Raw genomic sequence first — 23848 nt, forward strand, 5'->3', positions numbered from 1 at the left:
CACCCCGGGAGAGGACAGCCGGGCTGGCTCGGCCGGTTCATCAGGGGAGGGGCAGGGATGCAGGTGTCAGAGAGAATGGCGTGCGGTGAGCAGCGTGCGCCGGAGCATGCGGCGGCGCGCCTCGAGCAGTTGATACTGGATGGTGTGCTCAAGCCGGGGCAGATGATTCCTTCGGAACGCAGGCTCTGTGAGCGACTGGGTATCTCACGCGCCTCGCTGCGCGAGGGGCTGAGGCTGTTGCGTGGCAAGGGCATCATCGAGACTCGCCACGGCAAGGGCTCAAGCGTCGCTCAGCTGTTGCCGAGCGGCGATATCAGTCCGTTGATGCACCTGTTTCGGGACCAGCCGCGCACCTTGTATGACCTGCTCGAGGTGCGCGCGCTGCTGGAGGGGCAGTCGGCGCGACTGGCCGCTCAGCGCGGTACGCCGGCGGATAGAGTACTGATCCGGCGTCATTACGAGGCGATGGCGGCCTGCGTGCGCGAGTATCCGCCGGACTTTCCGTCCTCAGCGCAGGGCGATGAGGCGCTGCCGGATGCCCAGCAGCTGGCGCGTCACGACCACGCCTTTCACCACGCCATCTGTGAGGCCTCCCACAATCCGGTGCTGGTGCATACGCTCAAGGGCATCAATGACCTGCTGCTCAGCTCGGTGTTCGCCTCGCTGCGCAATCTCTATCATCGGCCGATTCCCCGCGGCCAGATCAATGCCCAGCACACGGCCATCTACCGCGCGGTGATGGACCAGCAGCCGGACGCTGCCGAAAGCGCGGCGCTGGACCACCTGCACGGCATTCGCGACAGTCTGCGTGAGCTGGAAGCGGAAGATGAGCGGCTCATCCGCTCGGCCATGCGTCTGGAAGGCTTCGAGTAGCGTGCAGGGTTTGAGAGCTGATCTTGAGAGCTGGCCTTGAGAACAGGCTTCGAGGTCAGGCATGTGAACAGGCTGGCAAGCGAGGCGGACTCAAGGCAAAGTGGTCAGCTCATCATCCAGGACAACGTGCTGCCTTCATGTGGAAACTCTCTTCCGCGAGTGATTGGCTCGACCGCCTCAATCAATCCCGCCACGCCATGCTGTGGCTGTTCATCGCCTCGATGCTGGAAACCCTTTTGATCCCGATTCCCATCGAGGTCATCCTGATCCCATGGATGCTGCGCCATCCCGAGCGCCGCTGGCGAGTGGCCGCGGTGGCATTGGCCGGCAACCTCACCGCGGCGCTGCTGGGGTTCTATCTCGGGGCCTATGCACTGGCGGCGTGGGGCGATGGGTTGATCAGCTTCTTCGGCGGTCAGCAGGCCTTCGAAGCCTTCCAGCAGCGCTTCAGCGAGCAGGGCTTTCTCGCCATCATGCTGATCGGCATCGTGCCGATTCCCTTTCAGAGCGCCATGCTGGTCGCCGGCGCCAGCGGGTATCCGGTCGGACTGTTCCTGCTGGCGGCACTGGTCGGGCGCGGAGTGCGCTATTTCGGGCTGGCAGCTCTGGTGGCACTGGCCGAGGATCAGGCGATGGCGCTCTGGCAACGCTATTCACGCCCGCTGGGAGTGATCGGGCTGGCTCTGACCGGCGTGTGGTTGTGGCAGGCCTTCATCGCCTGATCGCTCATGCTTGCCGGCTTGTGACAGCAATGCCTTGCCGCGCTGATAGTCGGCCTGCCAGATCGCCTCGGGCACCATGCTGCCGCCGGTGGCCCAGACGACATGGGTAGTATTGGCCTGCACCTCGCCGTCATCCAGCCCGGTGGCTGCCCGCCAGGCGTGCCACTCGGGAGCGTCATTGCGTAGTACGTGGTGGATACCGGGCACGCCGGCCAGTGCGGACGGCTCGAGCATGAGGCCTTCGCTGTCATATGCCAGCGCGAGCAGTTCGAGCAGGTGCTCATCGCTCACGGTATGGATTCCGCTGAGCAAGGGGGCCATCACGCGCCCGACGAAGGCCGAGGCGCGACCCACCGCCAGGCCATCGGCGCAGGTGCGATTGTCGAGCCCGATATCCTCCACCGCGATGCCGTCATGCTCGCCGGTCAACATGCCCAGCAGCATGCAGGGGGAATTGACCGGTTCGGCGAAGAAGCAGTGCACGGCGTCACCGAAGACCTGCTTGAGGCCATAGGCTACGCCGCCCGGGCCGCCGCCGACGCCACAGGGCAGATAGACGCAGAGCGGGTGGCGGGCATCCACCGGGATGCCCTGCGCCGAGAGCTGCTCGGCGAGACGGCTGGCCGCCGTGGCGTAGCCGACGAACAGATCCCGCGAGCTTTCGTCATCGATGAAGTGGGCGTCGGGCTGCTGAGCCTCCTGACGACCCGCGGCGACGGCCTTGCCGTAATCCCCGCTGTGCTCCACGACCTCTGCGCCCCGGGCGCGCAGCAGGTCCTTCTTCCATTGCTTGGCATCCGCCGACATGTGCACGGTGACACGAAAGCCGAGCCGTGCGCTCATGATGCCGATGCTGAGCCCCAGGTTGCCGGTGGAGCCCACCACGACCTGTTGGCCGGCCAGCAGCTCACGTATCTCATCACGCTGGAAGGCGCGGTAGTCGTCTTCCTGATACAAAAGCCCTGCGTCAATGGCGAGACGCTCGGCATGCTTGAGTACCTCATGGATGCCGCCGCGCGCCTTGATGGAACCCGAGATGGGCAGGGCGTTGTCGCACTTGATCATCAGGCGGCCGGGCAGCGGGGATTCGGTTGCGATGAGGGGAGAAGCGGTCGAGGCCATACTGCTCAGCGCCTGCTGCAAGCTTGGCGCTGCCACCAGCGGCGATTCGATGCGCCCTGACGCGGCGGCGGTCTCGGGGAAGGCCTCGGCAATCCAGGGAGCGAAACGCATCAGGCGCGCGTCGGCATCTGCGATGTCCCGGGCTCCCACGCCACTGGCTTGCAGCGCCGGTGAGGCGAGCGCCTTGGCGGTCGCGACGCATTCAGGGTTGAGCCAGCCGATTTCGCGGCCGGCCATCAGGCTGGCGATTTCCGGGTGACGCAGCGTCAGGGTGTGGAGGTCGTGGGGCGTGGCAGGCATGCGGTGTCCTTGTGGGGGCTCGATCCAGCAATCAGGTCAGATCACAGGTTAGCGCGTCTTCCACTGGCAACGCACGTAGCCCAGCTTTCACATTCCGTAAAGGTCAGTGACAAAAAAGGTTGAATTTTTTGGCAACCGTCGGGATAGAAATGCAAAAGGCGTAGTCATAGTAAGCAAGGACATGATGTTATCGCGATGTTATGTCTGGCTTTAACTGTTCTTTGGTCCGCCACGGTTTTCCTGGCGGATTTTTTTTATGTCTGAAATACGCAGCGCCTTGCGGGTTTTCGACGGGGGCGTCCAGATATCCCTAGACCGTCATTGACTTTCGCAGTGGCCAGAGGCTCTGGTGGCAGGGCGCGGCGCAGTGGTCTGCAGCGACTTTCACAGTCCCACGCTGCTGAGTGAAAATTCATGGACGTCATGCCGGCGACCGAGATTGATTAGCTTTTGGGTAATCTTCGAGGTTTTGGGCAGCTGGTACAAGCGTGCGAGAGCCGCTCTTGATGCGCTCGACTCTCCGTCCCTCACGCACAGAGCCCCCAGCGGTAATGACCGCTGGGGGCTCTGTGCGTGAGGCTTGATTCAGCTGACGCGTTGTCTTGATTGGCGAACTGCCTCAACAGCCGTTCTGCATCACCAGCAGCGCACTCAGGACATCGCGGCGGGTGACCATGCCGATCAGACGGCCCTGCTCGACCACCGGATAGACCTTGGGGCGTTGGCCATTCATGTGCTGCGCCAGATCCGTGATGCTGTCATTCGGCCCGACGCTCAGGACTTCGTGACGCATCAGGTCGCCGACCTGGGCATGCTGGCCGCAGTGATAGGCACTATCGAGCAGCTTGCCGAGGATGTCCTGCTCCGAGATGAAGCCGATCAGGCGGTCCAGGTCATCCACGACCGGCACGCCGGGCAGACGGTGGTGGGTCAGGCCCTGGGCGAGTTCGAGAATGCTGGTGCGTGCCTTCACGCGATAACAGTCGCGGGACATGATATCGCGAAGGGTCGATGGCACCTTGAGCTGGGTGGCTTTCATGGGCTGATCTCCTGCGTCACTGCTCTCCAACTCCCTGCTGAGGAGTCGTGTGATGAATGCCGGCAGCCACTTTCGTGACTGCCGGCGACATTCAACATCTGTTCAGAGCATAGGGCATCACTGCGTGAGCTGCGCGTCCCGTTGCCTTGAGGGGATATCAGTCGCCCGGGCCGCACTCCATGCAGCGTTCGACCACGGCCGGCCCCAGCTGCAGGTTGGCGTTGAGATCCCGCAGTGCGGTGCGCAGGCCTTCCTCGATCACCGGGTGATAGAAGGGCATTTCCAGCATCTGCTCGATGGTCATGCGTTGCTGATGGGACCAGGCCAGCAGGTGGGCGAGGTGCTCGGCACGCGGACCGAAGATCTCGGCGCCCAGCAGCAGCCCGGTGCCTTGCTCGCCATAGACACGCAGCATGCCCTTGTTCATGCGCATCACGCGGGAGCGACCCTGACCGGTGAAGTCGACTTCACCCACCGCGTAGCAATCGCAGGCACCGTAGCGCTGTTCGATCTCGGCGGTGGAGAGGCCGATGGTGGCCATCTGCGGATCACTGAACACCACGGCGATGGTGCTCTTGCGGTGACCGGCACGCACCTCGGGGAAGCGACCCGCGTTGTCGCCGGCAATACGGCCCTCATCGGAGGCTTCGTGAAGCAGCGGCAGGTCGTTGTTGGCGTCACCGGCGATGAAGACATGGCTCGGAGTGTCATCGCTCAGGCGAGTCTGCAGGGTGTGGCGATTGAAGATCGGCACGCCGCGCTCGTCCAGCTTCAGATCCAGTGCTTCGATATTGAGGCGATCGACATTCGGGCGACGGCCAGTGGCCGCGAGCAGATAGTCGAAACGTTCGGTCAGGCGAGCTTCGCTGCCCCGCTCGATGAAGGTGATCTCGACACCGGCACCGTTCTCGTCCTCGACACGTTCGATCTTCTCTACCTTGGCGTCCGGGTCGAGATAGAACTCCTCGTTGAAGACGCGATCGGCATTGGCACGCAGCTTCTCGTCACGCAGCGGGCCGATGGCGCCGCCGACACCGAACATGCGGATGCGCACGCCGAGACGGGTGAGCGCCTGGCCCAGCTCCAGCCCGATGACGCCCGGGCCGAAGACGGCGACGGATTCCGGCAGATCATCCCAGTCAAAGACGCTGTCGTTGATGATCAGGCGGTCACCGGCATTCTCGAAGAAGCCCGGGTAGCTGGGGCGTGAGCCGGTGGCGATCACGACACGCTCGAAGGTGACGCGGGTCTCGTTGTCGCCGATGATCAGGCTGTTGGCGGTCTCGAAGCGCGCATTGCCGCGCAGCTTGTCGTGGGAAGGGATGCCTTCCACGGACTCGACCACGAAACCGACGAAGCGGTCGCGCTCACGCTTGACGCGGTCCATCACGGCGCGGCCATCCACCTTGACCTCGCCTTCGATATTGATGCCGAACGGTGCGGTGTCACGGGCGTGATGCGCGGCTTCGGCCGCACTGATCAGCAGCTTGGACGGCATGCAGCCGACACGGGCACAGGTGGTACCGTAGGGGCCACCTTCGATCATGACCACGGAATCGGTGTGTGCCTTGGCGGCGCGATAGGCACCGAGTCCTGCACTGCCTGCGCCGATGATGGCGACTTCAACCTGGCGTTCGTTCACGTCGTACTCCTCAAGGCGCGCCAGCGGCGCACCTGACAAATGGGGTCTCAGGCGCGAGCGTGGCCCGCGCGTGATGAAAAGAGAAAGTTATCGGGGCCTGTCAGCGTGATGCGTTCAAGCGCTGGTCAGGCTGCCGAAGTAGCGGGCGACTTCATCGCTGCCGCCGACATGCTCGCCGTCGATCCAGACCTGCGGCACGGTGGCCTGGCCGGTCATGGCGCGCAGGGTGCGTGAGGTCACGCCGCGGGTGCCGACTTCGATGACTTCGTAGCTGATGCGGGCTTCGTCGAGCATCTGTTTCGCACGTGCGCAGTACGGGCAGCCCGGCTTGCTGAACAGGGTGGCGAAGCTGGGACGGCCGGCGTCCGGGTCAAGATAGTCGAGCATGGTGTCGGCGTCGGAGACTTCGAAGGGGTCGCCCGGCTTCTGCGGCTCGATGAACTGCTTCTCGACCACGCCGTTGCGTACCAGCATGGAATAGCGCCAGCTGCGCTTGCCGAAACCGATGTCGCTCTTGTCGACCAGCATGCCCATGCCGGCGGCAAAGTCACCGTTGCCGTCAGCGATCAGGCTCAGGTTCTCGGCTTCCTGATGCTCGCCCCAGGATTCCATGACGAAGGCGTCATTGACGGACAGGCAGACGATCTCATCGACGCCGACAGCATAGAAGCGATCGGCCAGCTCGTTGTAGCGCGGCAGGTGAGTGGAGGAGCAGGTCGGGGTGAAAGCGCCCGGCAGGGCGAAGACCACCACATTGCGGCCTGAGAAGATCTCCTCGCTGGTGCGCTCGACCAGACGGCCGTCACGACGGATCTTGAAGCTGACGTTCGGGACCTGCTGGCCTTCGTGTGATTCGAGTTGCATGAAATTGGCTCCGGTCTCGATGAGACGTATCTAAAAGGGATGGCAGGCGACTGAGGCTCGATGACAATGTCGAGTGCATGAGAAATCAGTGCCTTGCGAAACTGGAGCCAGTCTAGGGGCAAGCCTCTCGCGGGTGAATTTGATTGCATCAAGCGAGGCGATAGCTTTTCTTGATGATGCTACTGACAGTCAGTGGTGGGCTGGTTCATGGCCTTGATCTCGGCAGGACTGTGCTTGCCGGCAAGCGTCTTTTTTTGCCGGAAATAGTTGTACAGACTTGATATTTGCCCCTGTCAGCCATAGGTAGTGGGTACGTCACAGCATCGTCAGGCGTCGAGTCTGGCAAGCGAGGCAACAGATGAACGCAAGAGAGTACATGGCGAAGCACGGCCTGGACGGCGACAAGGACAAGGAGGAGGACAAGCCTCAGAGTCTGGAAGAACATGCCTGGGCTCGTGCACGTGAGTCTGGCAGCCATCGGCCACGCACGGGAACGCCACATGACTGGGAAGACTGGGAGCGCTACCACGAGCAGCTGGCCGCGGACTCCGAGAAGCTGTCCCAGAAGATCGATCGTCAGGCCCGCGCCGGCGGATCCGCCTCAGCGCACGACGATGACGTCGGCAAGGCTGATGTTGATCGAGATGGGCAGTGATCAGGAAAGTCCGTGATCGAGAAGGACTGTGATCGAGAAGGACACTGATCAACACGAGTACCGAACATTCATGACCTCCGTGGAGTCACGGTTGTCACAATCGCAAGGAGCAACTCATGGATATCATTCGCATCATTCTGGCCATCATCCTGCCGCCGCTGGGCGTTCTCATGCAGGTGGGTGTCGCCAACAAGCATTTCTGGATCAACATCATCCTGACCTGCTTCGGTTTCCTGCCGGGGATCATCCACGCGGTGTGGGTCATTACCAAGTTCTGACCGCCGCTGAGCCCCGAAGGCTCTCATATGGTTGCCCACCTCGGGCAACCCAGAGTTGAAAGACCCAAAGCCCCCGCTGCCATGCGTGCAGCGGGGGCTTTTCAGTGGGCGCTCACCGGGGAGGTGCCATGTGGCGTCAGTGATCAAGCGGCGGGGCTTGCCGAGGGCCCTGGGCGAATGGCAGGCGACGGTAGTTCAATATTTAGACTTTCGCATAGCCTGATTTCAACGCTTTTCAGCGAGCGTGACGCTTGTCGCCTCTCGCCTGCCCCCGTAGGGTCAAATGGGACTGAGGGCAGCGATCAGGGCCGGTGAAGCCTGTTCGATCACATGCTCCACGATAACAACAACACGTATGGATACCCCGCATGGTCATGACTGCTGAGCCCGACGCGCCGCAGGAGACCAGCTCCTGCTTCGCGATCTTCAATGATGTGCAAAAGAGCTATGACGGCGAAACGCTGGTGGTCAAGGGCTTCAATCTGGAAGTCCAGCGCGGCGAGTTCGTCACCCTGCTGGGGCCGTCCGGTTCCGGCAAGACCACCTGCCTGATGATGATGGCGGGTTTCGAAACGCCGACCCACGGCGACATCCTTCTCGACGGTACCCCCATCAATGACCTGCCGCCGCACAAGCGCGGCATCGGCATGGTCTTCCAGAACTATGCGCTGTTTCCGCACATGAGCGTGGCCGAGAACCTGGCCTTTCCGCTTGAAGTGCGCGGCATGAGCAAGGAGGAAATCTCGACCAAGGTAGCCAACGCGCTGGACATGGTGCGACTTGGCGAATTCGGCGATCGTCGCCCGGGGCAGCTTTCCGGCGGCCAGCAGCAGCGGGTCGCCCTGGCACGCGCGCTGGTCTTCGAACCGGAGCTGGTGTTGATGGACGAGCCGCTGGGCGCACTGGACAAGAACCTGCGCGAAGAGATGCAGTTCGAGATCAAACGCATCCACCAGCGTCTCGGCGTCACCATGCTCTATGTGACCCACGATCAGACGGAAGCGCTGACCATGTCGGACCGCATCGCGGTCTTCAATGACGGCATCGTCCAGCAGCTGGCGACTCCCGAAGCGCTCTATGAAGCGCCGGAGAATGCCTTCGTCGCCTATTTCATCGGTGAGAACAATCGCCTCAACGGCCAGGTATCGCAGCTCGACGCTCAGGGTGAGCATTGCACGGTGACCCTCGACAGTGGCGAACAGGTACGGGCGCTCAAGGTGGCTGTCAATGAGGTCGGCGAGCGCACCCAGCTGTCGCTGCGCCCGGAGCGGGTGCGCCTGCTGTCGGCGGAAGAGCCGGGGGCCGCGGGTGTCATGAGTGCACCCGACAATGTCTTCGCCGCCGAAGTGCTCGAGGTGATCTATCTTGGCGATCATCTACGCACGCGTGTCTCGGTATGCGGTAGTGACGAGTTCATCATCAAGACCCCCAACGCCGAGGGCTATCCGCCCTTGCGGCCCGGGCAGACCTTGCAGGTCGGTTGGGATGCCTGTGATTGCCGGGCGCTGGATGCCTGACGGCAGCACAGGAGACCAACGCAGTCCTTGCTTGAGAGAGCAACAGCACGATTCGCGACAAGAGTGCAGCACAACAACAAGAAATCAGGGAGATTCATCCATGTCAGTCATCAATCAGTTCACCGCGTCATTCACTACCTCGCGCCCGGGCATGCCGCTGCGCAGCCTGCTGGCGGTTGCCGTGGCAGCGGCCGGCATGAGCGCCGGTGCGGCCCAGGCCGAGACGCTCAACATCGTCTCGTGGGGCGGCGCCTATACCGACAGTCAGAACAAGGCCTATCACCAGCCCTGGGAAGAGAAGAGCGGTGACACCGTCGTCAATATCGACAAGTCATCCAATGCGCTTTCCGGTCTGCGCGCACAGGTCCAGGCCGGCAACGTCACCTGGGACCTGGTCGACATGCTGCCCAGTGATGCGCTGATCGCCTGCTCGGAAGGGCTGATCGAGCCGCTGGACCCGGACACCTTGTTCGCGGCAGCGCCGGACGGCACACCGGCCAGCGAAGACTTCATCGAGAATTCGCTCAGCGAATGCTTCGTGCCGCAGATCGTCTACTCCAACATCGTGGCCTTCAATACCGAGATGTTCCCCGAGGACAATCAGCCGGACTCCATCGATGATGTGTTCAACCTGGAGGAGTTCCCCGGCAAGCGTGCTCTGCAGAAGAAGCCGATCAACAACATGGAATGGGCGCTGGTGGCCGATGGCGTGGCCCCGGAAGATGTCTACGAGGTGCTGGATTCCGATGAAGGCATCGAACGCGCCTTCGCCAAGCTCGATACCATCAAGGACAGCGTGATCTGGTGGGAAGAGGGTGCACAGCCACCGCAGCTGCTGGCGGACAAGGAAGTGGCCTTCGCCTCGGCCTACAACGGCCGCATCTTCGATGCCGAGGTCAACGAGAAACAGCCATTCTCCATCGTCTGGGATGCCCAGGTCTTCGAACTGGATGGCTGGGTCGTGCCGACCGGCAAGCTCGACAAGGTCAAGGATTATCTGATGTTCGCCACCGATACCCAGCGTCTGGCGGATCAGGCCAAGTACATTTCCTACGGACCGGCGCGCACCTCCTCCGCGGCACTGGTCTCCACTCATGCGGACACCGGCATCGACATGAAGCCGCACATGCCCACCTATGGCCCCAACTTCGAGACCGCCATCCCCAAGGATGACGAATTCTGGGCCGACAACCTCGATGAGCTGAGCCAGCGCTTCAACGCCTGGCTGGCACGCTGACCTCTGCACTGACCCGCTGGCCCCGGTGGCGCACGATCGCGCGCCGGGGCCTTTTTGATCATGCCTGATGGCCCGTCGGCCATGCTCGATTCCGCCAGGTTGGCTTGCGTCCCTGTCATGCGGGACTCGGCTGGCGGTCCAGGCACCCTCGGATAGCCGATCAAGGAGTGCAGGATGAGCGATTCCTCCGCCCCGGCCACGTCCGGAAGCGCAGCACATGACCCCAATGGTGCCCCCGGCGCGGCGCTGACCACCGCCGATGGCGTACCGCTGAAACAGAGCCTCAACCGCGCCATCCGCCGCAGCCGCATCAAGGCATTGCTGCTGGTGGCGCCGCTGTTGATCTTCATCGGGCTGGCATTCGTCATGCCCATCTTCGACATGCTGTCACGCAGTGTCGACAACCCGGAAGTCTCCACCTATCTACCGCGCACCAGCGAGGTGCTGGTCGACTGGGACGGCGAAGGGTTGCCGGAAGAGGCCGCCTACGCCGCCCTGGCGCAGGATCTGGCCGCGGGACTCAAGGCGCGCAATCTCGGGCGCGTCGCCTCGCGTCTCAACTACGAAAAGTCCGGCATGCGGTCGCTGTTCATGAAGAGCGCCCGCCGTGCCGGTCGCATGGAGGCCCCTTACAAGGCCGCGCTGATCAAGGCCGATGAGGATTGGGAGGACCCTGACATCTGGCGTCTGATCAAGCGTGAATCGTCGCCCTTCACCGCCTCCTACTACCTGGCGGCGGTGGATCGCCAGTTCTCACCGACAGGAGAGATCATCGAGAAACCGGAGTATCTGCAGATCCACGTCTCGCTGTTCATCCGTACCTTCTGGATGAGCGCCGCGATCACCGGGCTGTGTCTGTTGCTTGCCTATCCGGTGGCCTGGCTGCTGGCGACCCTGCCGGCCAGTCGCGGCAATCTGCTGATGATCCTGGTGCTGCTGCCGTTCTGGACCTCGCTGCTGGTACGCACCACTACCTGGATCGCGATCCTGCAGCAGCAAGGGGTGCTCAATGACATGCTGGTGGGGGTCGGGATACTCGCCGAGGAGGCGCGTATCCAGATGATTTACAACAAGACCGGCACCATCATCGCGATGACACACATCCTGCTGCCGTTCATGATCCTGCCGCTGTACTCGGTGATGAAGACCATTCCGCCCAGCTACATGCATGCGGCGCGCTCACTGGGCGCCGGGCCGATCACCGCCTTCCGGCGCGTCTACTTCCCGCAGACCCTGCCGGGCATCGGGGCGGGCTCGATACTGGTCTTCATTCTCTCCATCGGCTACTACATCACGCCGGCACTGGTGGGCGGGCAGTCGGGCCGCTTCATTACCAACTTCATCGCCTATCACATGCAGACCTCGCTCAACTGGGGGCTGGCAGCGGCCATCGGCTCGATTCTGCTGGTCGTGGTGATCCTCTTCTATCTCGTCTACAACCGTCTGATCGGTGTGGACAAGGTCAAACTGGGGTGACAGATGGCCATACCTTCCTATGCAACTCGTGGTGAGCGGATCTGGCATTGGGTGTTCTGCGTGCTGTGCGCGCTGATCTTCCTGTTCCTGATCGGGCCGATCCTGGTGATCATTCCGCTCTCGTTCAATGCCGAACCCTACTTCACCTTCTCGGAGAAGATGCTGTCGCTGGACCCGGAGGGCTACTCGCTGCGCTGGTATCAGGAGTTCTTCACCTCGGATGAGTGGATGCGCTCGATCAAGAACAGCATCATCGTGGCGGTGTGCGCGACGGTGCTGGCCACGGTACTGGGCACGCTTGCCGCACTGGGGCTTTCCAGCCGCTTCATGCCGTTTCGCAATACCATCATGGCGATCCTGATCTCGCCGATGATCGTGCCGCTGATCATCAGCGCCGCGGCGATGTTCTTCTTCTTCTCGAAGCTGGGTCTGACCCAGACCTATCTGGGCGTGATTCTGGCGCATACGGCGCTGGGCATTCCCTTCGTGGTGATCACGGTGACGGCGACGCTGTCCGGCTTCGATCACTCGCTGACACGTGCGGCACACTCGCTGGGGGCCAGTCCGAGTCGCACCTTCTTCCGCATCATCCTGCCGCTGGTGACGCCGGGGGTGGTGTCCGGTGCGCTGTTCGCCTTCATCACCTCGTTCGATGAAGTCGTGGTGGTGCTGTTCATCGCCGGGCCGGCGCAGACCACCATCCCGATCCAGATGTGGTCCGGTATCCGCGAGGAGATCAGTCCGACGATTCTGGCGGTGGCGACGCTGCTGGTGCTGGTCTCGATCCTGCTGCTGACGACACTGGAGTTGATTCGCCGGCGCAATGAACGTCTGCGCGGCCTGACGCCGAGCTGATCTTTTTCCTCTACCCTCTATCTTCAGTCCTCTGCCCTTGAGTGCTGAGCATTTGATGGCCGTGAGAAACCGGAGTCGCAAGAAACGCCAGTGCCCCCGCAGAGTCTATCTGCGGGGGCACTGGCGTTTCAGGACCAGGGCTTGAAGATAGGACTTGGAGACAGGGCTTGAGGAGAAGCCTGCTGCGTCAGGCCGCGCCGAGTCGCTTGTAGAGCGTGGTGCGACTGATGCCCAGCTCCCGCGCGAGACGCGAGACGTTGCCGCCCAGCGCGTCCAGCGCACTCTGCAGCTCCTCGGCGCTGGAGAGATCATGCAGCGAGGGCAGGCCGCTGGTTTGCGGGGGCTGGTGGGCAATCTCGTTCTCTGATGCGGGACAATCATTCTGTGATGCGAGACAGTCGCCCGCCAGTATCACATGGCACGGCTCCAGGACCGGCCCATCGCACAGTACCAGCGCCAAACGCAGCACGTTGTCCAGTTCGCGCACGTTGCCGGGCCAGTCATGTCGGGTGAGACGATCGAGAAAGGCGGGCGTGATGCGCGGCAGCTCACGTTGCTGCTCTCGACACAGCCGTGTCAGCAGGGCACGACTCAGGCCGGCGATGTCGTGACGCTCCCTCAGCGGCGGTAGGGCGATGCTGGCGCCACACAGGCGATAGTAGAGATCTGCCCGGAAGCGCCCGGCCTTGACCAGCTCGCTGAGGGGCTGATGGGTGGCGGCCACCAGTTCGAAATCGACCCGCTGCGCCTTGCCGCCGCCCAGCGGGGTGACTTCACGCTCCTGCAGCACGCGCAGTAGACGCGCCTGCACATGCAGTGGCATGTCGCCGATCTCATCCAGAAACAGGCGCCCGCCATTGGCCTCGAGCAGGCGGCCTTCGCGTCCGGCGGGGTCGGCACCGGTAAAGGCACCGCGCCGATAGCCGAACAGCTCGGCCTCGACCAGCTCATCAGGCAAGGCGGCGCAGTTGATGGCGACCAGCGGCTGATGGGCGCGATGACTGGCCTGGTGCAGTGCCTTGACCACTTCTTCCTTGCCGACACCTGTCTCGCCCTGCAGCAGCAGTGGCAGGTGAGCGTTCACCAGTCGCGCCAGCAGTTCGCAGACCCTGGCCCAGCCGGCATCGCCATGATGCAGGCGCGCAAGGCTCGGGTGGCACGCAGTCTCTCGAGTGGCGGCTTCGGCCGGTGGCTGGCTTTCTGGGAGCTTGGCCGGCGCGCGGGCCACGACCCGTGGCCTGGGCGGGGCTGCACACAGGGAGTAGCCCGTGAAGCGCGGGTGCTGCGTGAGCGTCACACACTGCGCATCGGCGAGCTGGGCCAGCGGCGCCCAGTCCAGCTGCCAGCGTGCCAGCGGCTGGCCCAGCAGCAGGTGGATGTCATCGCGGGTGGCGCAGCTGTCGCTGTCCGCTGCATGGGCTGCGCTGTGCGATGCGGTGTCTGCGCTATCGGAGGCGGGCGTGAGTTCAAGGTGAGCCGCCAGCAGCTGCAGTCCCCGGCGACTGGCAGCCGCGACCTGACCTTGCGGCGTGATGGCCAGCAGGGCCGCGCTGGGCGAGTCCAGCTGCGAGCGGTTGAGATGCAGGCGCAACAGGTGATGGTCGTGCCCATGTGCCTCGCCCAGACGGCGTTGCTCGATGTCATCCGCCAGTACCCCGAGCATGCCGAGGCTGTACTGGCGCACTCGGTAGGGATCGCAGATCAGTCCCAGGCACCCCTCGCAGGCACCTGGGGTAAGCCCGCGGCGGCGGCTCCAGCTCGCTGGCGCCAGCAGGGCGGCACTGGCACTGGCCAGCCCCTTGAGGCACTCGGCGTCATGCGCTTCGAGCGCGATGCGTGCAAGGCGATTGGCACGCGGTGCATTCAGCGTCTCGGCGACGGCGTTGTGACCCAGCGATTCCTCGCGCCAGCGCGCGCCGGGTTGCAGCAGGGCGGCGTCATCGCCCAGCAGCTGGTGGTGGCCGTAGCTTGCCAGTACCACACCGTCGCGATCCGTCAGCACCAGGCACGCCTGCCAGTGGTCAAGAAGGTTGAGAGTATGGCCGGCGACGGCTGCCTCCACCGTTGCCATCAGGCTGGCGGCCTGGCGCTGGCGCCAGACAAGTTCTTCCGGTGGGCACACCAGCGAGGAGTGCTGAAGTACCAGGGGATCAGCGGCGGGATGGGGCGTGGAGTGAGCTGGGGTGGCGGCGGTGTGGGTATCGGCGTGGTTGTCGACATGGTTGTCGACGTGGCTGGCGGAATGATGGCGTGCTGTCATGAGACATCCCTTGTGCGGCGGGCCTTTCAGGCCTCTGTTGTTATTGATGCTGTCATCGATGCTGTTTTCGGTCTTGGGGAGTGTTCACGGCAATGTTCACTTGTGCGTGGCGAGTGTTCAGTTCCGAGGACTGCAGTGTTCAGGCACTGTTCATCAGAGTAGCGGCAGACGGGGTGGTTGACGGGCTAGACCATGGTCTGCCCCTGCCTTGGTCGCATCTGGCAAGTGGCTGAATGATCAACGAAAGAGGGCGATCTGGTGGTATCCGAGGGCTGGCAGAGGGTGTCGGTGGGCACGGGGTTGCGCGCGGCTGGCACAGAGTTCGCTAGATGAGAGTCACCAGGTGGGTGTGAACACTCGGCAGTGGTTGGCCGTGTCCATGCCCCGATGACTTTCACCAGACGAGACAGCGCCATGTCCTTGAGCCTTGAGGCGGTCACCCGCCGAGTTGGCCGCGAGACCCATATCGACAGGGTGGACCTGACCTTCGAGCCCGGCTCCTTCAATGTGCTGCTGGGACGCACCCTGTCCGGCAAGACCTCGCTGATGCGCCTGATGGCAGGCCTCGATGTGCCCAGTGATGGACGAATCGTGATGAACGGCGAGGACGTGACCGGACGCCCGGTGCGTGAGCGCAATATCTCGATGGTCTATCAGCAGTTCATAAATTATCCGAGCCTGAGCGTCTACGACAACATCGCCTCGCCGCTGAAGCTGGCGCGCATCCCGGCTGACGAGATTCGTCGTCGTGTGCATGAGATTGCCGAGATGCTGCATATCGAGCAGTTCCTTGCGCGTCAGCCAGCCGAGCTCTCCGGCGGTCAGCAGCAGCGCACGGCCATGGCGCGGGCGCTGGTCAAGGATGCCGACCTGGTGCTGTTCGATGAGCCGCTGGTCAATCTCGATTACAAGCTGCGCGAAGAGCTGCGCCATGAGATGCGCAGCCTGTTCGCGACCCGCAACACCATTGCCGTCTACGCCACCACCGAACCCGGCGAGGCGCTGGCGCTCGGCGGCACCACCACCCTGATGCATGAAGGGCGGGTGCTGCAGTCCGGGCCTACCGAGGCCGTCTACCATCATCCGGTGAGTGTCGAGGCGGCGAAGCTCTATTCCGACCCACAGATCAATCTGTTCGAGGCCGAGGTGCGTGGTCGTGAACTGGCATTCTCCGGTGCCGCCAGTGCCGGCGAGCAGGGCAGCCGGTTCGTGCTGCCCACACCACTGGTGGGGCTCGAGAGCGGGGCTTATCGCTTCGGTATCCGTTCCAGCCATCTGGGGCTGGCGCCGCTGGCGGATGATGATCTGGAGTTCGCCGTCACGGTGGATATCGCCGAGATCTCCGGCTCCGAGACCTTCCTGCATGTCAGCAATGCCGATCACTCGCTGGTGCTGCACCTGTCCGGTATCCACGACTTCGATGTGGATGATGCCATCCGGGTCTATGCCCCCGCGCACAAGTTGTTCGTCTTCGCGGATGACAAGAGCCGCGATGGCGCCCTGATCCGCTCGCCTGAGCGACCCACCACGACTGGCGGAGGGCTGGCCTGATGGCGGAAATACACCTCAATGATCTGGCACACAGCTATCAGGCTGCCCCCAGTGGTGATGCCGATTACGCCATCCGGCGCATGAATCATGTCTGGCAGCAGGGCGGTGCCTATGCGCTGCTCGGCCCGTCCGGCTGCGGCAAGAGTACGCTGCTCAATATCATCTCCGGGCTGCTGGCACCCTCGGAAGGCGAGGTACGTTTCGATGACCGCGTAGTCAATCGACTGCCGCCGGAAGAGCGCAACATCGCCCAGGTGTTCCAGTTCCCGGTGGTCTACGACACCATGACGGTCTTCGACAATCTGGCCTTCCCGCTGCGCAATCAGCGCCAGCCGGAGCACAAGGTGCAGTCTCGGGTACGTGAGATCGCCCAGGTGCTGGAGCTGGAAGACCTGCTCACGCGGCGTGCCAGCAACCTGACGGCTGACGAGAAGCAGAAGGTCTCGATGGGCCGCGGGCTGGTCCGCGATGACGTGGCCGCCATCCTGTTCGATGAACCGCTGACGGTCATCGACCCCCACCTCAAGTGGAAGCTGCGGCGCAAGCTCAAGCAGATCCATGAGCAGTTCAACATCACCATGGTCTACGTCACCCATGATCAGCTGGAGGCCTCGACCTTCGCCGACAAGATCGCGGTGATGTATGAAGGCCGCATCGTGCAGTTCGGTACCCCGCGCGAGCTGTTCGAGGACCCCGCTCACACCTTCGTGGGCTACTTCATCGGCTCGCCGGGCATGAATCTGGCCAGCATCACGCTGGAATCAGAGGGCGTGCGACTAGGGGCGGGGGAGGATGCGCCTTTGCTGCACCTTCCACGGGCGCTGCTGGCGACGCTTGAGGAGCGCAAGGGCGAGCTGAAGCTGGGCATCCGCCCCGAATTCGTCGAGCTCGAGGCCAGCGACAGCTCACCCGCTGCGGCGGTTTCCGACATCCGTGAGCATTGGCTCAGTGGTCAGGTCACGCTGGTGCAGGATCTTGGCACCTACAAGGTGGTGGATCTCGACATCGGTGGCGGCTGCATCTTCAAGGCACGTATCGAGGAGGATGCGCCTATCCCTGCCGGGCGTGTCCGTCTGCGGCTACCGGCCCGCTGGCAGCGCTTCTATCTCGATGAGCATCTGCTGGACCTGTCACAGGCCGGCGCGCCCGACAGCGGCGAGGCGGACAGCTTTGCCAGAGGGGAAAGTGGAGAGCAGCCGGGAGGTAACGCCTGATGCAGCGCACACACAACAATCGCGCCTGGTGGCTGGTGCTGCCGGTGGTCATCGTGGTGGCGTTCTCGGCCATCATCCCGATGATGACGGTGGTCAACTACTCGGTGCAGGACATCTTCGACCCCTCCACGCGCTTCTTCGTCGGCACCGAATGGTATCGCGAGATTCTGCGTGACGAGCGCCTGCACGACTCGCTGGTTCGTCAGTTCGTCTATTCCTTCGCGGTACTCGCCATCGAGATTCCGCTGGGGATCGCCGTGGCGCTCTCGATGCCGCGCAAGGGCTTCATGGTCTCGCTGTGCATGATCCTGCTGGCCCTGCCGCTGCTGATCCCCTGGAACGTGGTCGGCACCATCTGGCAGATCATCGGGCGTGAGGACATCGGGCTCTACGGCTGGGCGCTGGGCCAGCTGGGCATCGACTACAACTACGCCTCCAATCCGGCCGACGCCTGGGTGACGGTGCTGGTGATGGATGTCTGGCACTGGACGTCGCTGGTGGCGCTGCTGTGCTATTCGGGGCTGCGCGCCATTCCCGATGTCTACTATCAGGCCGCGCGCATCGACCGTGCCTCGCCGTGGGCCGTGTTCCGCTACATCCAGCTGCCCAAGCTCAAGAGCGTGCTGCTGATCGGCATCATGTTGCGCTTCATGGACAGCTTCATGATCTACACCGAGCCCTTCGTGCTCACCGGTGGCGGGCCGGGTACCACCACGACCTTCCTGTCCCAGACCTTGACCCAGATGGCGATCGGCCAGTTCGATCTCGGACGTGCCGCTGCCTTCTCGCTGATCTACTTCCTCATCATCCTGCTGGTCTCGTGGCTGTTCTATACCGCCATGACCCACCAGGACAGTGACGACGCCTGAGGAGACGAGTGATGAAAACACGCAAGCGTCTGGTGATGACGATCTACCTGCTGTTTCTGCTGGTGCCGATCTACTGGCTGTTGATCATGTCGTTCAAGTCGAATCAGGAGATTCTCGGCGGCCTGACCCTATGGCCCGAGAACTTCACCTTCGACAACTATCGGGTGATCTTCACCGATCCCAGCTGGTACATGGGCTACGTGAACTCGATGAGCTACGTGGTACTCAACATGCTCATCTCGCTGGCGGTGGCGCTGCCGGCGGCCTATGCCTTCTCGCGTTATCGCTTCCTGGGTGACAAGCATCTGTTCTTCTGGCTCTTGACCAATCGCATGGCGCCGCCGGCGGTCTTCCTGCTGCCATTCTTCCAGCTCTACTCCTCGGTGGGGCTGTTCGATACCCCGCTGGCAGTGGCGCTGGCGCACTGTCTGTTCAACGTGCCGCTGGCGGTCTGGATTCTGGAAGGCTTCATGTCCGGCGTGCCCAAGGAGATCGACGAGACGGCCTATATCGATGGCTACAGCTTCCCGCGTTTCTTCCTGACGCTGTTCATTCCGATGATTCGCCCGGGCATCGGGGTGACCGCTTTCTTCTGCTTCATGTTCTCGTGGGTGGAGCTGTTGCTGGCGCGCACCCTGACCTCGACGGAGGCGAAGCCGATCGCGGCGGTGATGACGCGAACGGTGTCGGCCTCGGGCATCGACTGGGGCGTGCTTGCCGCCGCCGGCGCCCTGACGCTGATTCCCGGCATTCTGGTGATCTACTTCGTGCGCAATCACGTCGCCAAGGGCTTCGCGCTGGGCCGGGTGTGATCGGCGCCAGCACAAGCACCGCTGTCATTGCCACTAGCCAGTCTCTGCTGGCGGCCCACAAGAGGACATGATGATGGAATGGATGGCCTGGACACTGCCCACGTCACTCTTCTTTGCCGGTATCGGCACCCTGCTGCTGGGCATGACCGCCTGGCAGTTCGTGACCCCGACGCTGAGTCGCCAGGGCTTTCTGCCCATCGCGACCACGCGGGGAGACAGACTGTTCATCGGCCTGCTCTCCAGCGGCTGGCTGCATCTGCTGTGGTTGGGCTTCACCGATCAGGTGCTGTGGATGATCAGCATCGTCTGTGTCGTCTGGATGCTGGTGTTGATGAAGTGGGGATGAGGTGAGGGTGAAGTGAGGGGGGATGTGGCGATGAGAAGAAACGAGAAGTGAAGAAACGAGAGGTGAAGTGAGATGTGGGAATGGGGTGTGAGCGTTGACGACAGGCAGCGTCGCCCGGCAGCAACACGGAACCCGAGGTGCTGACAGGAGTCCCAAGCGGTTCTGACTGGCCAAGCCAGTGTCATCTGTCATCGCTCTGGAATCCTGTTGCATGTCTTCTTCTGATCCATCGCTTCACTCGTCTACCACTGCCGCCACCTCACACAGGAAAAGCCGTCGTGTCATTCGTGGGGGACTGACAGGACTGAGCATCGTCTGTGTCGTTGCCATTGGCTTGTGGGTCGCGGCGCCCATGCCGGTAGAGGATCAGCAGGGCGGGGCTGGCGGGGGCCATTCTTCAGAGGGCCACTCTGCAAGTGGCGGGCAGCAGGACAAAGGGCAATCCCCCCTGTGGCAGGCGTATCAGCGAGTGTGGCAGGCCAATCAGGCACTGCCGGCTGACAAGCGCGAGCCGCTGCCCTTGCCGGACTTCTCGCAAGCTGGCTATCACCAGGGAGGAGAACTCCCAGCGGCGTTGGCGACGGGAGCCAATGCACAAGAGGCGCGGAAGCGGGAATCAGAGTCTCGCAGCGTCAGGCGCTTCGATGTCACGGATTATGGCGCTGATGGCACGGACGACGTGAGTGACCGAGATGCGGTACTGCGCGCCCATGCCGCGATGCGCCAGTGGCAGCAGCAGGGCGATCACGATGCGGGCAGCCCTCAGCGCCATGGGGTGCTCTATTTCCCCGCCGGTGACTATGTGTTGTTCGGTCCCGCGGAGCGCGACTGGTTCTATGCACGGATGATCGCACTCAAGGCGGCAGTCCCGGACAAGGCGCGTCAGCAGTCACTGCGCGAGGCATTGCTCAAGATGCAGGGGCTGAGCCTGGCCGGCAGTCACTGGACGCTGGCGGGAGAGGGAAGTGATAGGACTCATCTCATCCAGTCGCGACCGATGCTGCCGTTGCATGCCAGCTGGTACTGGAGCACGCCCTGGTTGCTGCATCTTGGCAATCTGGAGGAAGGCAGGACGCTGGCCGAGGGTGGGAGTCAGGAAGCCTGGCAGTCCGTGAAGGCGACATCTCGCGTGCAGCCCGCCGATACGCAGGACACGGTGACACTGGCAGGCGTGGCACAGGCGGATGACGCCCAGGCGTCATCGCTCAAGGCCGGGGATGAGGTATTGCTGGAAAGTATCGACAAGCGTCCGCAAGCGGTGGCACGTGCATTGGCCCCGTACCAGATGGAAAAGGATGCCAGGACCGGCAAGTCGCGCTGGTTGATCGAGCGCGATGGGGTCATCAAGCGGGCGCGTTACCGCGTGATGGCACGCGAGGGCAATCGACTGACCTTGTCGCTGCCGGTGGTGCACGAGCGCTTCCCCGGTGAGCAGTGGCGTATCGCGCGCATCCACCCGGCGCATGAGGTCGGGGTCGAGGGCATCACGCTCAAGGGCAACTGGCGAGGACACTTCAAGCACCACCGCAGCGCCGAGGACGACAGCGGCTTCGGCCTGCTGGACCTGGATGGCATCACCGATGGCTGGGTACGTGATGTGCATCTCACCGACTTCAATCAGGGGGTGAAGGTGCGCCACAGTTCCCAGGTGACGCTCGAGGACGTGAGGATGACCGGCAAGCCGGGACATATCGCGATGACGATCAGTGACAGCAATCAGGTGCTGGCCCGACAGGTGGTCGACCAAAGTCATGCCTGGCATGCGCCCGGAGTGGCCCGTTACGCGACCCATAACGTCTACCTTGAACTGGAGCATGCCGGTGACAGCGGGATCGAGCTGCACGGCCAGCAGTCTCGCGACAATCTTTTCGATCAGAAGCACGGTGGCCACGTGCGAGACCGCTGGGGCGCCAGTGTCGGCCACCAGCCCAATCATCTACGCGGGCTGGTGCTGTGGAATCCGGTCAATACCGGTGAACCACATGATGCCTGGCCCTTCATGCGCGCCGACTCACACTTCGGCAAGGTGATCATGCCGACGGTCGTCGGGGCCAGCGGGCATGCGCTGGGTATCGCCAATCGTCACGATTACGAGCGGGTGATGAATGCCAAGGGCGTGACGAATTACACGCATCTTGCCCCGATGGATGCACTGCAGGCGCGTGTCGAGTCACCGGGAGAGGCTGTCAAGCCGGCTTCGCTCTATCGGGCACAACGCGAGCTGCTCAACGAGACGCAAGAGTCATCAGGGCAGCAAGGACTTCAGAGCAGCAGATAACGACAGCAGATTGGAATGGCAGGAGGACCAGCAGCACCGAGAGCAAGGCGGCGCACCGCGTCGCGCAGCACGTGATTGACGGAAGTGGTGGTTGGAAAGCGCAACACAACAATAACGCCAATGAAGGGACATCCCATGAATCAACACGTCATTCGACCCGCACGCCTGCGTCATGCCATCGCCTTCGCTACCGCAGCGGGGCTGGTGGGTCTGTCAGGCCAGGCCATGGCCGATCAGTATCAGGATGCGGCAAGGAAATGGATCGATCAGGAGTTCTCACCCTCCACGCTGAGCAAGGATGAGCAGATGTCCGAGCTCGAGTGGTTCATCAAGGCCGCCGAGCCGCTGCGCGGCATGGAAATCAAGGTGGCCTCGGAAACCCTGACCACCCATGAATACGAGTCCAAGGTGCTGGCCAAGGCCTTCAGCGAGATCACCGGTATCAAGCTGACACACGACTTGATCCAGGAAGGCGATGTCATCGAGAAACTGCAGACCCAGATGCAGTCCGGGCGCAATATCTACGATGGCTACGTCAATGACTCCGACCTGATCGGCACGCACTTCCGCTATGGCAAGGTCGTGCCGATCAGCGACATGATGGAAGGCGACGGCAAGGCCTTCACCTCGCCGACGCTGGATCTGGATGACTTCATCGGACTGGATTTCACCACCGGCCCGGATGACAAGCTCTATCAGCTGCCGGACCAGCAGTTCGCCAACCTCTACTGGTTCCGCGCCGACTGGTTCGAGCGCGAAGATTTGAAGAAGCAGTTCAAGGACAAGTACGGCTACGAGCTGGGCGTGCCGGTCAACTGGTCAGCCTATGAAGACATCGCCGACTTCTTCACCAATGACGTCAAGGAACTCGATGGCAAGCGGGTCTACGGCCACATGGATTACGGCAAGAAGGACCCGTCACTCGGCTGGCGCTTCACCGATGCCTGGTTCTCCATGGCGGGTGCCGGCGACAAGGGTCTGCCCAACGGCCTGCCGGTGGATGAGTGGGGCATTCGTGTCGAGGAATGTCAGCCGGTGGGCTCCTCGGTGACGCGTGGCGGCGCGGCCAACGGCCCGGCAGCCGTCTATGCCACCACCAAGTATGTCGACTGGCTGGGCAAGTACGCACCGCCGGAAGCCCAGGGCATGACCTTCTCCGAGTCCGGTCCGGTGCCGTCCCAGGGCAACATCGCCCAGCAGATCTTCTGGTACACCGCCTTCACCGCCGACATGACGCGGGATGGTCTGCCGGTGGTCAACGACGACGGCACGCCCAAGTGGCGCATGGCACCGTCGCCGCATGGCCCGTACTGGGAGGAGGGCATGAAGCTTGGCTATCAGGACGTGGGTGCCTGGACCTTCTTCGACTCCACGCCGAAGAAGAATCGTCACGCCGCCTGGCTGTATGCGCAGTTCGTGACCGCCAAGACCGTCTCGCTCAAGAAGACCCTGGAAGGTCTGACGCCGATCCGCGAGTCGGATATCCAGTCCCAGGCGATGACCGATGCCGCGCCGAAGCTGGGCGGTCTGGTCGAGTTCTATCGCAGCCCGGCGCGGGTGCAGTGGTCGCCGACCGGCACCAACGTGCCGGATTATCCGAAACTGGCCCAGCTGTGGTGGCAGTACATCTCCCAGGCCGCCAGTGGTGAAGCCACGCCGCAGGAAGCGCTGGATGGGCTGGCCAAGGCGCAGGACCGCATTCTCGAGCGTCTCGAGCGCGCCAAGGTGATGGACAACTGCGGGCCGAAGCTCAACGAGGAGCGTGATGCGGAGTACTGGTTCGCCCAGCCGGGGGCACCGAAGGCCAAGCTGGACAACGAGAAGCCCAAGGGCGAGACCATCGCCTACGACGAGCTGCTCAAGAGCTGGAAGGAGTAAACGAGATTGGCGCGACATGGCGCCATCGAGCAGTCTCCTGAAAGACAGCAGCAACGACAA

At 62.8% G+C, this 23848-nt stretch carries 20 protein-coding genes; 15 read left to right on the forward strand and 5 right to left on the reverse strand.

Features of this window, described 5'->3' with window-relative positions; translation table 11 throughout:
* Positions 1 to 57: 57 nt before the first annotated feature.
* Positions 58 to 873, forward strand: a complete 816-nt coding sequence (gene glcC / locus CDPAHKCJ_RS09185; protein ID WP_077372683.1) for a transcriptional regulator GlcC — start codon at positions 58 to 60, stop codon at positions 871 to 873.
* A gap of 137 nt (positions 874 to 1010) precedes the next feature.
* The gene (locus tag CDPAHKCJ_RS09190; protein WP_166019516.1) at positions 1011 to 1595 is read left to right on the forward strand and encodes a VTT domain-containing protein; all 585 of its coding nucleotides are present in this window, start codon (positions 1011 to 1013) and stop codon (positions 1593 to 1595) included.
* Here CDPAHKCJ_RS09190 and CDPAHKCJ_RS09195 read toward each other — a convergent pair.
* The 4 genes from CDPAHKCJ_RS09195 to CDPAHKCJ_RS09210 all read right to left on the reverse strand — a co-directional run bounded on the left by CDPAHKCJ_RS09195 (position 1527) and on the right by CDPAHKCJ_RS09210 (position 6562).
* Positions 1527 to 3017 (reverse strand): D-serine ammonia-lyase, encoded by a 1491-nt coding sequence (locus tag CDPAHKCJ_RS09195; RefSeq protein WP_166019517.1) that lies wholly within the window; start codon positions 3015 to 3017, stop codon positions 1527 to 1529. The two genes, CDPAHKCJ_RS09190 and CDPAHKCJ_RS09195, sit on opposite strands and share 69 nt — an antisense overlap.
* 619 nt (positions 3018 to 3636) lie before the next feature.
* A complete protein-coding gene (locus CDPAHKCJ_RS09200) occupies positions 3637 to 4056 on the reverse strand; it encodes a CBS domain-containing protein (RefSeq protein ID WP_043334523.1) in 420 nt (139 codons plus the stop codon).
* Between the two features lie 157 nt (positions 4057 to 4213).
* Positions 4214 to 5698, reverse strand: coding sequence for a dihydrolipoyl dehydrogenase (locus tag CDPAHKCJ_RS09205; protein WP_166019518.1), 1485 nt, complete (start codon positions 5696 to 5698; stop codon positions 4214 to 4216).
* Between the two features lie 114 nt (positions 5699 to 5812).
* A complete protein-coding gene (locus CDPAHKCJ_RS09210) occupies positions 5813 to 6562 on the reverse strand; it encodes a glutathione peroxidase (protein ID WP_107335176.1) in 750 nt (249 codons plus the stop codon).
* A gap of 376 nt (positions 6563 to 6938) precedes the next feature.
* Here CDPAHKCJ_RS09210 and CDPAHKCJ_RS09215 point away from each other — a divergent pair, with 376 nt between their 5' ends.
* From CDPAHKCJ_RS09215 to CDPAHKCJ_RS09240, 6 genes are all read left to right on the forward strand, one after another.
* Positions 6939 to 7217, forward strand: coding sequence for a hypothetical protein (locus CDPAHKCJ_RS09215; RefSeq protein ID WP_205700822.1), 279 nt, complete (start codon positions 6939 to 6941; stop codon positions 7215 to 7217).
* A 116-nt stretch (positions 7218 to 7333) separates the two neighbouring features.
* The gene (locus CDPAHKCJ_RS09220) at positions 7334 to 7495 is read left to right on the forward strand and encodes a YqaE/Pmp3 family membrane protein (RefSeq protein WP_043334518.1); all 162 of its coding nucleotides are present in this window, start codon (positions 7334 to 7336) and stop codon (positions 7493 to 7495) included.
* Positions 7496 to 7869: 374 nt separating this feature from the next.
* Positions 7870 to 9012 carry an ABC transporter ATP-binding protein gene (locus CDPAHKCJ_RS09225; RefSeq protein ID WP_166019603.1) on the forward strand — a complete coding sequence of 381 codons (1143 nt, stop codon included), beginning with the start codon at positions 7870 to 7872 and terminating at the stop codon, positions 9010 to 9012.
* A gap of 100 nt (positions 9013 to 9112) precedes the next feature.
* The gene (locus CDPAHKCJ_RS09230) at positions 9113 to 10249 is read left to right on the forward strand and encodes an extracellular solute-binding protein (protein ID WP_240916708.1); all 1137 of its coding nucleotides are present in this window, start codon (positions 9113 to 9115) and stop codon (positions 10247 to 10249) included.
* A gap of 174 nt (positions 10250 to 10423) precedes the next feature.
* Positions 10424 to 11725 (forward strand): ABC transporter permease, encoded by a 1302-nt coding sequence (locus tag CDPAHKCJ_RS09235; protein ID WP_166019519.1) that lies wholly within the window; start codon positions 10424 to 10426, stop codon positions 11723 to 11725.
* 3 nt (positions 11726 to 11728) lie between these two features.
* A complete protein-coding gene (locus tag CDPAHKCJ_RS09240) occupies positions 11729 to 12580 on the forward strand; it encodes an ABC transporter permease (RefSeq protein WP_043334517.1) in 852 nt (283 codons plus the stop codon).
* Between the two features lie 187 nt (positions 12581 to 12767).
* On the opposite strand, the gene CDPAHKCJ_RS09245 is transcribed toward CDPAHKCJ_RS09240, so the two are convergent.
* Complete coding sequence (locus CDPAHKCJ_RS09245; RefSeq protein WP_205700823.1) at positions 12768 to 14840, reverse strand: sigma 54-interacting transcriptional regulator; 2073 nt, start codon at positions 14838 to 14840, stop codon at positions 12768 to 12770.
* A 414-nt stretch (positions 14841 to 15254) separates the two neighbouring features.
* Here CDPAHKCJ_RS09245 and CDPAHKCJ_RS09250 point away from each other — a divergent pair, with 414 nt between their 5' ends.
* The 7 genes from CDPAHKCJ_RS09250 (at position 15255) to CDPAHKCJ_RS09280 (ending at position 23788) form a co-directional block, all read left to right on the forward strand.
* Positions 15255 to 16391 carry an ABC transporter ATP-binding protein gene (locus tag CDPAHKCJ_RS09250; RefSeq protein WP_166019520.1) on the forward strand — a complete coding sequence of 379 codons (1137 nt, stop codon included), beginning with the start codon at positions 15255 to 15257 and terminating at the stop codon, positions 16389 to 16391.
* Positions 16391 to 17605, forward strand: a complete 1215-nt coding sequence (locus CDPAHKCJ_RS09255; protein WP_166019521.1) for an ABC transporter ATP-binding protein — start codon at positions 16391 to 16393, stop codon at positions 17603 to 17605. Before CDPAHKCJ_RS09250 ends, CDPAHKCJ_RS09255 begins: the two co-directional genes overlap by 1 nt.
* Positions 17605 to 18474, forward strand: a complete 870-nt coding sequence (locus CDPAHKCJ_RS09260; protein WP_077372715.1) for a sugar ABC transporter permease — start codon at positions 17605 to 17607, stop codon at positions 18472 to 18474. Before CDPAHKCJ_RS09255 ends, CDPAHKCJ_RS09260 begins: the two co-directional genes overlap by 1 nt.
* An 11-nt stretch (positions 18475 to 18485) precedes the next feature.
* A complete protein-coding gene (locus CDPAHKCJ_RS09265) occupies positions 18486 to 19286 on the forward strand; it encodes a carbohydrate ABC transporter permease (RefSeq protein ID WP_166019522.1) in 801 nt (266 codons plus the stop codon).
* 73 nt (positions 19287 to 19359) lie between these two features.
* A complete protein-coding gene (locus CDPAHKCJ_RS09270; protein WP_043334560.1) occupies positions 19360 to 19632 on the forward strand; it encodes a DUF2160 domain-containing protein in 273 nt (90 codons plus the stop codon).
* A gap of 469 nt (positions 19633 to 20101) precedes the next feature.
* The gene (locus CDPAHKCJ_RS13535; RefSeq protein WP_166019523.1) at positions 20102 to 21910 is read left to right on the forward strand and encodes a DUF4955 domain-containing protein; all 1809 of its coding nucleotides are present in this window, start codon (positions 20102 to 20104) and stop codon (positions 21908 to 21910) included.
* 135 nt (positions 21911 to 22045) lie between these two features.
* Positions 22046 to 23788: an ABC transporter substrate-binding protein gene (locus CDPAHKCJ_RS09280; protein ID WP_166019524.1), complete on the forward strand. Its 1743-nt coding sequence runs from the start codon at positions 22046 to 22048 to the stop codon at positions 23786 to 23788.
* Positions 23789 to 23848 lie beyond the last annotated feature (60 nt).

Source organism: Cobetia sp. MB87, from assembly GCF_011319755.1.
GTDB lineage: Bacteria > Pseudomonadota > Gammaproteobacteria > Pseudomonadales > Halomonadaceae > Cobetia.

Coding starts and splice junctions, on each gene's coding strand:
- CDPAHKCJ_RS09210 (WP_107335176.1), bottom strand. CDS start 6,562: ATGCAACTCGAATCACACGAAGGCCAGCAGGTCCCGAACGTCAGCTTC.
- CDPAHKCJ_RS09225 (WP_166019603.1), top strand. CDS start 7,870: ATGACTGCTGAGCCCGACGCGCCGCAGGAGACCAGCTCCTGCTTCGCG.
- CDPAHKCJ_RS09190 (WP_166019516.1), top strand. CDS start 1,011: ATGTGGAAACTCTCTTCCGCGAGTGATTGGCTCGACCGCCTCAATCAA.
- CDPAHKCJ_RS09245 (WP_205700823.1), bottom strand. CDS start 14,840: ATGACAGCACGCCATCATTCCGCCAGCCACGTCGACAACCATGTCGAC.
- CDPAHKCJ_RS09230 (WP_240916708.1), top strand. CDS start 9,113: ATGTCAGTCATCAATCAGTTCACCGCGTCATTCACTACCTCGCGCCCG.
- CDPAHKCJ_RS09260 (WP_077372715.1), top strand. CDS start 17,605: ATGCAGCGCACACACAACAATCGCGCCTGGTGGCTGGTGCTGCCGGTG.
- CDPAHKCJ_RS09215 (WP_205700822.1), top strand. CDS start 6,939: ATGGCGAAGCACGGCCTGGACGGCGACAAGGACAAGGAGGAGGACAAG.
- CDPAHKCJ_RS09220 (WP_043334518.1), top strand. CDS start 7,334: ATGGATATCATTCGCATCATTCTGGCCATCATCCTGCCGCCGCTGGGC.
- CDPAHKCJ_RS09235 (WP_166019519.1), top strand. CDS start 10,424: ATGAGCGATTCCTCCGCCCCGGCCACGTCCGGAAGCGCAGCACATGAC.
- CDPAHKCJ_RS09200 (WP_043334523.1), bottom strand. CDS start 4,056: ATGAAAGCCACCCAGCTCAAGGTGCCATCGACCCTTCGCGATATCATG.
- CDPAHKCJ_RS09255 (WP_166019521.1), top strand. CDS start 16,391: ATGGCGGAAATACACCTCAATGATCTGGCACACAGCTATCAGGCTGCC.
- CDPAHKCJ_RS09240 (WP_043334517.1), top strand. CDS start 11,729: ATGGCCATACCTTCCTATGCAACTCGTGGTGAGCGGATCTGGCATTGG.
- CDPAHKCJ_RS09265 (WP_166019522.1), top strand. CDS start 18,486: ATGAAAACACGCAAGCGTCTGGTGATGACGATCTACCTGCTGTTTCTG.
- CDPAHKCJ_RS09280 (WP_166019524.1), top strand. CDS start 22,046: ATGAATCAACACGTCATTCGACCCGCACGCCTGCGTCATGCCATCGCC.
- glcC (WP_077372683.1), top strand. CDS start 58: ATGCAGGTGTCAGAGAGAATGGCGTGCGGTGAGCAGCGTGCGCCGGAG.
- CDPAHKCJ_RS09195 (WP_166019517.1), bottom strand. CDS start 3,017: ATGCCTGCCACGCCCCACGACCTCCACACCCTGACGCTGCGTCACCCG.
- CDPAHKCJ_RS09270 (WP_043334560.1), top strand. CDS start 19,360: ATGGAATGGATGGCCTGGACACTGCCCACGTCACTCTTCTTTGCCGGT.
- CDPAHKCJ_RS09250 (WP_166019520.1), top strand. CDS start 15,255: ATGTCCTTGAGCCTTGAGGCGGTCACCCGCCGAGTTGGCCGCGAGACC.